Here is a 5,116-nt window from a genome sequence, read left to right as displayed (position 1 = left end):
CTCGCTTCTTTCACTCTTTCCGTCGCCTATAAGCCCCTTGGACCAAATTCCAATTACCCCTTCATTTTTACAGCAATTCATTCCTTATAATTTCCCGAGGTTCATGTAATAATCAACCACACAAAAAAATAAATAACCCTTGAAAAATCAAGGGATGTTTCAATAATCTTATCTCTTGCCAAAAATATTTTCTGAAACTAGCACATGTTATCTAAATTATAAAATGTATATTGCGGATAGTCTAAAAAATTGGCCCTATTTATACAAAATAGACGAATGGGTATTCACACATTCATTCCAGTTTCATACGATATCTTAGGCAATAGCCCAGATAAGGAGGTTCAGGTATTTATGAAAAAATGGTCAAAGATAAGTTTTTCTTTTCTAGTCATCTCTTTACTAATGTTTTCCCTAGTGGCATGTAATAATGATTCCAATACAAAATCTGGCACCAAGAAGGTTGAAAAAGTTCGGATTGCCGAAGTAACCAGATCCATTTTCTATGCACCACAATATGTTGCCATTTCCAAAAGTTTCTTTAAGGAAGAAGGATTAGATGTGACCTTGACGACTACTCCGGGCGGTGACAAAACGATGACTACCCTTATATCGGGAGGTGCCGATATCGCCCTCGTTGGTTCGGAAACGTCCATCTATGTCTATGCCCAGGGCTCTAGTGACCCGGTGATCAATTTTGCGCAGCTCACTCAAACAGACGGTACTTTCCTCGTATCCAGAAAGAAAATTGACAATTTTTCATGGGATTTATTGAAAGGGACCACTTTCCTCGGGCAACGGAAAGGCGGCATGCCGCAAATGGTCGGTGAATTTGTGCTGAAGAACCATGGAATTGATCCTCAAAAGGATCTCAATCTCATTCAAAATGTTGATTTTGCTAACATTGCGAATGCCTTTGCTTCAGGAACCGGCGAATTCGTTCAACTGTTCGAACCAACCGCCAGTATTTTTGAAAAAGAAGGGAAAGGCTACATCGTAGCTTCTTTTGGAAAAGAGTCCGGGCATGTTCCTTATACCACATTCATGGCCAAAGATAGCTATATGAAAAAAAACAAAGAGACAATCGAGAAATTCACACGCGCCATTTATAAGGCACAGCAATGGGTGAATACACACAGCACAGAGGAAATTGCAAAAGCTGTTGCCCCTTTCTTCCCTGATACAGATCCCGAAATTATGAACACCGTGATTGAGCGCTATAAGAGCCAAGGTTCTTTCGCTACTGATCCAATCCTTGATGAAGAGGAATGGAACAATTTGCAAAATATCATGAAAGAAGCTGGGGAGCTTCCGAAAGAAGTAAAGTATAAAACGCTAGTTAATACTAGTTATGCAAAAAAAGTCATGAATAACTAACCGGAAAGGGTGGCCGTTCTAATGAGCTTCTTGCAAGTTCGAGATATTCATCATACGTATTTCACCAGAGATTCCGCCACCACGGCCCTCTCCAATATTTCATTTACGGTTGAGGAGGGAGAATTTGTCTCCCTTCTTGGCCCAAGTGGCTGTGGAAAGACAACCCTACTCACGATTATTTCCAGCCTGCTTAAACCAACACAGGGAAAGGTTTTATTAGAAAATGAACCGATCTCCACCTCAAAAAATGAAATCGGCTATATGCTTCAGCAGGATTATTTGTTTCCGTGGAAAACAATTGAAGAAAATATTCTGTTGGGTTTGAAATTATCAAAACAGTTAACTGATGCATCCAAATCGTATGCTCTCAGCCTGCTTTCTCAAATTGGCTTAGGTGGTGTTGAAAAGCAGCTTCCCAAGCAATTATCAGGTGGTATGCGTCAAAGAGTAGCCCTTGTTAGAACACTGGCTACAGAGCCGAAGCTTCTGATGCTAGATGAACCTTTTTCCGCTCTTGATTACCAAACCAAATTAAAACTTGAGGATTTAGTTTCAGATACATTAAAGCAATTTAGCAAAACAGCCATCCTTGTAACCCATGATATTGGCGAAGCCATTGCCATGAGTGACCGAATTTTTCTATTTTCATCAAGACCAGGAAGAATCCATAAAGTTTTTGAGATGCCCGAAGAATTACGAAAATTGTCCCCATTCGAAGCTCGAAGGCATGAAACTTACTCAGGTATTTTTCAAACCATTTGGAAGGAGTTGGAACTCCTTGAATCTAAAACAGAATAATATCGATATCCTCCATAAGAAATATCTTCATTCCTTGAAAGTTGAAAAAAGATGGGTACTGTTTTATCAGGCTGTAATCTTTGTGGTCTTTTTTTCAAGCTGGGAGTTTCTCAGTCAAAAGCAATGGATCGATCCGCTGATCTTCAGTTCCCCTTCAAAAATATTCAACCTATTGGTTGAAAAAATTCACGACGGCACCTTGCTCTTGCATGTAGGTGTCACTGTTTGGGAAACGTTAGTTGGATTTATTATTGGGACCGTTCTGGGTGTTATGATAGCCACGGTTCTGTGGTGGTCACCATTTATTTCAAAAATACTTGATCCTTACTTAGTAATCTTTAATGCAATGCCAAAAGTGGCTTTAGGACCTGTCATTATTGTCGCTCTAAGTCCGGGATACACGTCGATTATTGCCAATGGCGTTATTATTTCGGTCATCATCACGGCCATTGTTGTCTACACATCTTTTAAAGAAGTAGATTCTAACTATTTAAAAGTCCTGCAAACATTTGGGGCCACTCGATTCCAATGCTTCAGAGAAGCGATCCTACCGGCAAGCTTTCCTACTATCATTTCTACACTTAAGGTAAATGTGGGGTTGTCTTGGGTTGGTGTCATTGTTGGAGAATTCCTTGTTTCCTCGAAGGGCCTTGGATACATGATTATTTATGGCTTCCAAGTCTTTAATTTTACACTTGTCTTTTTGTCACTTTTGGTGATTGCGGTGATTGCCACGATTATGTACCAGCTGGTTGATCTACTAGAGAAAAAACTGATTAAAGAATAGTGGATTGCTTAAAGCGATGCAGCAAGAGAAGCCGGTCTCTTCTAATCTAGAAAATTCAAAAAGGGGTTAATCTCAAACAAAATGAGATTAACCCCTTTGAACGGATATTATTTAGTTTTGTCTGCTAATTCCTTTAGGGCATCAGTCAATTGATCATTCAACGTGCCTAATGCTTTTTTATCCAGTGTATCTGCCTCTGAGCCTGCAATGGTTGGATCAAGATATTTTTCAATTTTTTCGTAAAGATCTTTATCATCCTTCTTTACATCATCTTCAAAAGAGGACCATTGATCTTCAAGTTTAGGACCGACTTCTTTTACTTTTGCCTGGTCCCCGTTGTCAATTGCTTTGGATAACTGTTCTGTTGTATCCAACATTTTATTTACACCCTCTGAAACCTTACTATCCGATGAACTGCATCCTGCTAAAAGCAAGGAACCGCCAAGTCCAATTGTCATGATGATCGAAGTTAATTTTTTCATTTATTTTTCCTACTTTCTTTTTTAGTTATTATTAGCTGTTACAAGCCTTTTGACTTTTAGTTTCCTGAACAAAATAATGAAAATGGCTGCCACAACCAGTACAAATTGTGGAATGGCGCTTTCCCAAGAAGAGTAAAGAGCGAAAAATTCGATACTTGGGATCGGTGCATTCGTCGTTTGAATCAAGCCAGCCAATTGCAGGCTGTGGATGCCCATTCCGGTAAATTTAATACAAAGGTAAAAAACGATGACACTAGAAACCATAAAGAATGGCCGGAGCGGCAATTTTAATCCAACAAATATCATCAAATAGGCTAGGACACCCAAAATGGCTGCACCAATAACAAACCCTAGCAATAAGGACTGAAATTTGATTTGACTAGCCATTCCGATATAAAACAGAACAGTTTCTGTTCCCTCACGAAATACCGCTAGAAAGGCTAAAACACCTAATGAAACAAGTTTGCCGGTGGTTAATGCTTTTTGACTTTTTTCACGGATATATCGATTCCAGTCGGCGATATTGGATTGGCTATGAAGCCAGTAGCTCATATACAATAACATCACCGCTGCGAAAACTCCTGTCCAGCCGCCAATAAGCAAATTATTATTTCCAAAGGCACCGGAGGAAATGACAAACTTAACGATGATGGCAAGAATGACACTCACTCCGAGGCCTGCTAACACACCTGTCCATATCCAGCCTTTTCCTTTTGAATCTGCTGATTTTTTTACAAATGACATTAATGCAATGACGACCAGAAGGGCTTCCAATCCCTCTCGTATTAGGATCATGGCAGCATCCCAATAGGTATATTGAGATTTACCAGCTAAAGGGGTTAAATAATGAATCATGTTATCTATTGTTTTTGTGGCCTGTGCATAATTTGGCGGATTTGCCGCCAACATGGCTTGAATACTTACCAAATCCCTCTCAGAATCACTATAAACAGATGCTGATTGGGCAACGACAGCACCTTCAACACTTAGCCAACTATTACTAGCCTTCTTAATCTGTTCCAATGCTTCTGTTTGATTCTTTTCACCAATTTCTTTTTTTGTTGCTTGAAGGATGAGGATAAAATCATCTAAAGAGAGGTCCTCTTGCTTAAAACCAGCCTCTTTGGGATAACCTCCACTTGCAAATTTCTCATTTACAGCCTTTAAGTCTTGTAAGGATCCTACGACTTGATCCTGCTTTTTAAGGGTAAAAGCATAAACTACTTTTCCCATATTGGATTCAATATCACGATAAGCAGTTGCTGAATGTGCTTTAATTCCTTCTTCAATCTGTCTCCATGTTTTATTGAATTGGTTATATGCCTTTTCCGCTTCAGGAAGATTTCCATGAGAGGCAAAATCAATAGCTTGATCAATTGAAACCTCTGCCTTCTTTATATCTTCACGAGAATTTCCAGAAGCTGTTACGGAAGGAATATTTAACCCAAATCCAAAAATGAAAACGATGATTGAGACAGTAAGTATAAAATTTTTCCTCACGTAGATCCCCCATTTTGGCGTTCACTTAATTGAAAATGATTTTCATTTCCCTTAGTACATTCTTTATTGTATTTATACTGATAATCATTGTCAATTAGAAAATGCAACGATTTGTTTCTATTTTGTGAACCTTACTTTGATTTTTGTTAATAAAAAGGCTCTATTAACTGGTCTG

At 38.9% G+C, this 5,116-nt stretch carries 5 protein-coding genes; 3 read left to right on the top strand and 2 right to left on the bottom strand.

All coding sequences use genetic code 11. The features are described from left to right. Nucleotides 1–351 precede the first annotated feature (351 nt). From V7083_RS00860 to V7083_RS00850, 3 genes are read left to right on the top strand one after another with little or no spacing between them, the layout of a single operon-like run. A complete protein-coding gene (locus V7083_RS00860) occupies nt 352–1,374 on the top strand; it encodes an ABC transporter substrate-binding protein (RefSeq protein ID WP_335474366.1) in 1,023 nt (340 codons plus the stop codon). Nucleotides 1,375–1,395: 21 nt separating this feature from the next. Further along, nucleotides 1,396–2,172 carry an ABC transporter ATP-binding protein gene (locus V7083_RS00855; protein ID WP_335474364.1) on the top strand — a complete coding sequence of 259 codons (777 nt, stop codon included), beginning with the start codon at nt 1,396–1,398 and terminating at the stop codon, nt 2,170–2,172. Continuing rightward, on the top strand, nt 2,153–2,959 hold the full coding sequence (locus V7083_RS00850; RefSeq protein ID WP_335474362.1) for an ABC transporter permease: 807 nt from the start codon (nt 2,153–2,155) through the stop codon (nt 2,957–2,959). Before V7083_RS00855 ends, V7083_RS00850 begins: the two co-directional genes overlap by 20 nt. Nucleotides 2,960–3,066: 107 nt before the next feature. Here the strand turns inward: V7083_RS00850 and V7083_RS00845 are convergent, their stop codons facing one another. Both V7083_RS00845 and V7083_RS00840 read right to left on the bottom strand, forming a co-directional pair. After that, entirely contained in the window at nt 3,067–3,441 is a 375-nt protein-coding gene (locus V7083_RS00845) for a hypothetical protein (RefSeq protein WP_335474360.1), read from the bottom strand. Between the two features lie 21 nt (nt 3,442–3,462). Then, the gene (locus tag V7083_RS00840; protein ID WP_335474358.1) at nt 3,463–4,941 is read right to left on the bottom strand and encodes an FTR1 family iron permease; all 1,479 of its coding nucleotides are present in this window, start codon (nt 4,939–4,941) and stop codon (nt 3,463–3,465) included. Nucleotides 4,942–5,116: the final 175 nt, after the last annotated feature.

This window comes from Bacillus sp. JJ1764 (assembly GCF_036962145.1).
Lineage (GTDB): Bacteria > Bacillota > Bacilli > Bacillales > Cytobacillaceae > Neobacillus.
The sequence above is the reverse complement of the archived record's forward strand: the minus strand, read 5'-3'. Positions and strand labels throughout refer to the sequence as shown.